Source organism: Pseudoalteromonas sp. G4 (assembly GCF_028875915.1).
In the GTDB taxonomy this organism is placed as follows: domain Bacteria; phylum Pseudomonadota; class Gammaproteobacteria; order Enterobacterales; family Alteromonadaceae; genus Pseudoalteromonas.
This window is the reverse complement of record NZ_JAPEHW010000132.1, coordinates 1-4,327: the sequence shown is the minus strand read 5'-3', so window position 1 is coordinate 4,327 and position 4,327 is coordinate 1. Positions and strand designations below refer to the sequence as shown.

General features: G+C 37.3%; 4 protein-coding genes and 2 pseudogenes. 3 read left to right on the top strand and 3 right to left on the bottom strand.

Going from position 1 to position 4,327, the window contains the following annotated elements:
* Nucleotides 1–215 (bottom strand): annotated as a pseudogene (locus ON073_RS20090) (acyl-CoA desaturase); the annotation flags it as partial.
* A 126-nt stretch (nucleotides 216–341) separates the two neighbouring features.
* Between ON073_RS20090 and fabR the strand changes: the two are divergent.
* Entirely contained in the window at nucleotides 342–962 is a 621-nt protein-coding gene (fabR, locus tag ON073_RS20085; protein WP_274763650.1) for an HTH-type transcriptional repressor FabR, read from the top strand.
* Between the two features lie 9 nt (nucleotides 963–971).
* Here fabR and trmA read toward each other — a convergent pair whose 3' ends face one another.
* Complete coding sequence (trmA, locus tag ON073_RS20080; RefSeq protein ID WP_274763649.1) at nucleotides 972–2,069, bottom strand: tRNA (uridine(54)-C5)-methyltransferase TrmA; 1,098 nt, start codon at nucleotides 2,067–2,069, stop codon at nucleotides 972–974.
* Between the two features lie 194 nt (nucleotides 2,070–2,263).
* Here trmA and ON073_RS20075 point away from each other — a divergent pair, with 194 nt between their 5' ends.
* Entirely contained in the window at nucleotides 2,264–3,379 is a 1,116-nt protein-coding gene (locus ON073_RS20075; protein ID WP_274763648.1) for a DUF5610 domain-containing protein, read from the top strand.
* Nucleotides 3,380–3,451: 72 nt separating this feature from the next.
* Nucleotides 3,452–4,216 carry a glutamate racemase gene (gene murI, locus ON073_RS20070; RefSeq protein ID WP_274763647.1) on the top strand — a complete coding sequence of 255 codons (765 nt, stop codon included), beginning with the start codon at nucleotides 3,452–3,454 and terminating at the stop codon, nucleotides 4,214–4,216.
* Here murI and ON073_RS20065 read toward each other — a convergent pair.
* A pseudogene (locus ON073_RS20065) lies at nucleotides 4,209–4,327 on the bottom strand (RNA-binding protein); the annotation flags it as partial. The gene murI and the pseudogene ON073_RS20065 overlap by 8 nt on opposite strands.

The following is a 4,327-nucleotide window of genomic DNA, read 5'->3' as shown; positions in this document are numbered from 1 at the left end:
ACGACAGGATGTGTTTCGTAGGTTTTGTGCGCCCACAAGCGGTGATAGCCAGCGGTGATCGACAATCCGCAGTAAAACATACACGCAACAAACGCAATCCAATTTGCAGTGCTGAAGCCGTAGGTAAATCCATACCACGGAACAAGGGTTATTGCTGCTAGAAAGGTGATGGTAAAAAAAAGGGTATTAAGCCAAATAATGGGTGGTTTTTTCATACATAAAATCTCAGCGTACACTTGTACGCTAAAATAGTTTTATATCGCTTTTTTATCAAGTGAAATCGACAAAATTCATAAATAATTTTTCTGTGTTAAACTGCATGCAAATTTTATGGGGGATGTATGTCAGGTATTCGTGCACAACAAAAAGAAAAGACGAGACAAGCGTTAATCGATGCAGCGTTTAATCAATTAAGTGCTGAGCATAGCTTTTCTAATTTAAGCTTGCGCGAAGTTGCTCGTGAGGCCGGTATTGCGCCAACATCCTTTTATCGTCACTTTAAAGACATGAATGAGCTAGGTTTAACCTTAGTTGATGAAGCTGGCTTAATGTTGCGCCAGTTAATGCGTCAAGCGCGTCGACGTATCGAAAGTGGCGGCAGTATTATTAATATCTCTGTACTAACCTTTATGGAGTTTATTGACCAGTCGAGTAACCAATTTAGATTACTACTGCGTGAGCGTTCAGGAACATCAAAAGCCTTTAGGGCAGCGGTTGCCCGTGAAATTAAGCACTTTATTTTAGAGCTTGCTCATTATTTAGAAAATGAAACAGGGTGTGATGCGAATCATGCATATATTCAAGCTGAGGCCATGGTGACTTTGGTATTTAATGCTGGAGCTGAGGCGCTTGATTTAACAAAGCCACAACGAGATCAGCTTACCGAACGAATTATTTGGCAGTTGCGTTATATTGCCAAAGGGGCTTCAAGTTATACCAAAGAAAAAAAAGCAGCTAAATAGCTGCTTTTTTTATTTACGCGTTAAAAACACACCCGATTCAATATGGTGGGTATATGGAAATTGGTCAAAAATCGCAAATCGTTCAATGTTATGTGTTGCTGTTAATTGCTGAAGATCTCGCTCAAGCGTATCAGGGTTACATGAAATATAAATAATATTGTCATAGCCCTGCACTAAGTTTGTTGTGTCTTTATCTAAACCAGCACGTGGTGGATCAACTAAAATGCTTTGGCAGTTGTAACTTTTTAAATCAATACCATTTAAGCGAGAAAACTCTTTTTCACCGTTCATCGCCATGGTGAATTCTTCACTCGACATGCGAATAATATCGAGGTTATCGACTTTATTTTCAGCGATATTAAATTGCGCTGACTTTACAGACGATTTAGAAATTTCAGTTGCCAGTACACGATTGAAGCTTGGGGCTAGTGCAATCGAGAAGTTGCCATTACCGCAATAAAGTTCAAGCAAATCATTTTCAAGGGGTTTTGATACGTCAATTGCCCATTCAAGCATGTGCTCATTTAATTTAGCGTTTGGTTGGGTGAAGCTATTTTCAACTTGCTGATAAACAAGCTCGCGATTATCCACATTAAGCTTTTCAATCACATACTCTTCACCAAGGACAATTTTTTGCTTGCGAGCACGGCCAATGAAATCGATGTTAAATTCTTTACTTAACTCAGCTTTAAGTTTAGTTACTTCGTTCAGCCATTCATCATCAAGTTGCTTATGATAAATCAGACTTACTAAGATTTGACCGCTTAGCGTAGATAGGTAATCGATTTGGAATAACTTTCTGCGCAAAATTTCATTTGGCTTTAAGTATTCCAACAAGCGTGGCATTAACTCGCAAATAAGCGGAGCTGCAGGATCAAACTGATCCACCCTTATTTTTTCTTTTGTTTCGGGATCAAACATAATGTGAAATAAATCTTCACCTTCATGCCATACGCGAAACTCAGCACGTTGTCTGTAATGTTTTGGTGCAGATGCAAATACTTCTAACTCTGGTGCATTAAATTGTGCGAATTGTTGGCTAATACGCTGTGCTTTTTCCGAAAGTTGCTCATCGTATTTTGAAGTATCTATTTGAATTACAGGCATATGCTTTTTAACCTCATGTTTGCGAGTCGCGCTATTTTAGGGTGTGGTTTTTCTTTGTCCAGTTTTAGCATAGAAAAAATGTGACATACTTACTTCAACAAAAGGTAAATTCTGACCGTTAAATCTAAGAATTAATACTTAAGTTGCTCACTATTTGGCCGATAAATAGACATTCTGAAATGGAGGCAATGATTATGAAAGTGGGTGGATTGGGGTATCAACCCGAAAACAAGTATGGTTTCTCTCAACAGAAACCAAATGAAATAGCACAAAATGTGTCAGCTAAAGACGTATTTACAATGTCACAGCGACTAACGATTGCAAGTCAGGTCTCTTATCAAAAGATGATGGGAGCAATGCCATTTGAAAGTAAAGTAGAGCCTACCAAACCTGAAGATCTATTTAATTTTGAAGAGATCGCAAAAAACGTTTTATCGTTTGTTAAAGGCGCTATTTTAGGTGCTAAGGCTGATGGTGCCGATAATGACAAGCTAACGAGTATGTTCGAGCAAGCTCGAAAAGGGGTAGAGCAAGGTATTGGTGAAGCGGTTGAAGAGCTTAAAGACAGTGATCTCTACAACGATGAAATTGAACAAGGCATTGAAAAAAGCCGAGAGTTAATCTTTGATGGATTGGAGGAATTTGAACAATCAATCTTCAACCCTGAAAAAGAAGCATCAGCACTTACCGGATTTAATGGCCAAAATTATTACCAATTGGATAATGGTGCCAGTTATGAAATTAAAACCGCAGAAGGCGATGTGATTAAGCTTACTTATAATAGTGCGTTCAATTCATCTGAACAGCTATCATATAGTAAAACTGATGACGGTGAATCGTTAAGTTATGCTTCATCACAATCTAGTTCACAGGCATATTCATTTTCAGTAGAAGGTGATTTAAATGAAGATGAAATTGCTGCGATCAATGATCTAATGTCTGATTTGCAAAAAGTAAGCAATGAATTTTTCAATGGTTCACTTGATGAAGCGTTTGAACAAGCTAAAAAATTAAATCTGGATTCTTCTCAGTTAGTTTCAATGTCTATGAACTTACAACAAACAGAAGTAAGAGCGAGTGTTAGAGAATATCAAACAGCACAACTAGGTAGAGAAATAGCAAAACAGTTCGAACCTATTAATGAAGGATTAGAAGAAAGCTATGAAAAAGCCAAGCCGCTTAATATTGAAAGTCAGTTGGTACAGTTACTAACATGGCTTAATCAACGACAAGCTAGTAAAGAAAGCTTATTAGATTACAGCACTAGCTTTTTTGAACAGCTAAATAATAAGCAAGAAAAAGCAAAGTAAGCTTAGCTTACCTTGAGAATTAGAAAATATATGGCAAACTACCCGAGTTAATAACATATTAGGTTGGGTAGTTTGGCAAAACATATTGTAGTTTTTGATTCTGGTATTGGTGGTACATCAGTACTTGAACACATTCAAAACCAAATACCACATGCCAAGCTTAGTTATCTTATGGATAATAAGTACCTTCCTTATGGTGAGCTGTCCTTTGAATTTCTAACACAAAGAATTACAAGCTTACTCAGCCATTTTATCACTCTAATAGAACCAGTTGATTTGTTGATCATTGCCTGTAATACAGCAAGTACGCAAACACTCGACATTTTAAGGCAGCATTTCAACTTTCCGATTGTGGGTGTTGTTCCAGCCATCAAACCTGCTGCAGAGAAAACGCTTTCTAAAAAAATTGGTGTATTAGCGACACCAGCGACAGTTGCAAACGAATATACAGCAAGTCTTGTTAAGGATTTTGCAGCTTCTTGCTGTGTATCTTTATATGGTTCAAGTAAGCTTGTGAAATTAGCCGAGCAAAAGTTTTGGACAAATGATCTAGATTCAAAACAACTAGAGCAAGAATTAAGTACTTTATATATAGATAAAGAAATCGATCAATTAGTGTTGGGCTGTACACACTTTCCAATTATTGCTGAAGAGATCAAACGGTATATCAATCCACAAACAACGTTATTGGACTCAGGTGAGGCAATTGCAAATCGTGTGGTTAGTTTGCTGGGGGAGAGTGTAATAACTTTGGATAATAAAAAGCAGCCTGTTAGCTATTTTGCCACGGCTGCTTTTAAACAGACAAAATTACCAATAACGGTAATTACTAATTAGTACTATTTTCCATAGCACCATTATCGTCAGATTTTTGCTTCGCTTCACGTACTTTTAAAGTGCGTTGTTGAAACTCTTTATCGTTTAATGCAGAAATAATTTTATCAGCGT